This window comes from Pseudomonas sp. PME37.24/025 (assembly GCF_055556615.1).
Genome location: NZ_JBVHNK010000285.1, coordinates 1 through 263, shown reverse-complemented (window position 1 = coordinate 263; position 263 = coordinate 1). Strand labels below are relative to the sequence as shown.

Sequence of the window (263 nt, the reverse complement as noted above, 5' to 3'; positions counted from 1 at the left end):
CTGGGGACGGTGCGCTCGGTGCTGCGCCGCCGGGCGATGCTTCGTCCGCCCACGACGGGGCGCCTCCCCGGGCGCTCGTGCGATCGCCGCTGAGCGACGGCGAGTGGCAGCGCCTGCACCCCCTCACGCCACTGCTGCGCGGCGGGCTGTTCCTCGTCGTGATGATCGGTGTGATCGTCGCGAACCTGCGCGAGCGGTTGATCGAGCTGTTCCTGCCCGCCGTGACGGATCTGCCGCCCGGCGTCATCCCACCCGACCCGGTC

1 protein-coding gene is annotated in these 263 nt (G+C 73.4%); it reads left to right on the top strand.

Annotated elements, in window-relative coordinates:
• Positions 1 to 263, top strand: a 263-nt coding sequence (locus ACZ3HH_RS30400) for a hypothetical protein (RefSeq protein WP_465810338.1), incomplete at both ends; no start/stop codon positions are given.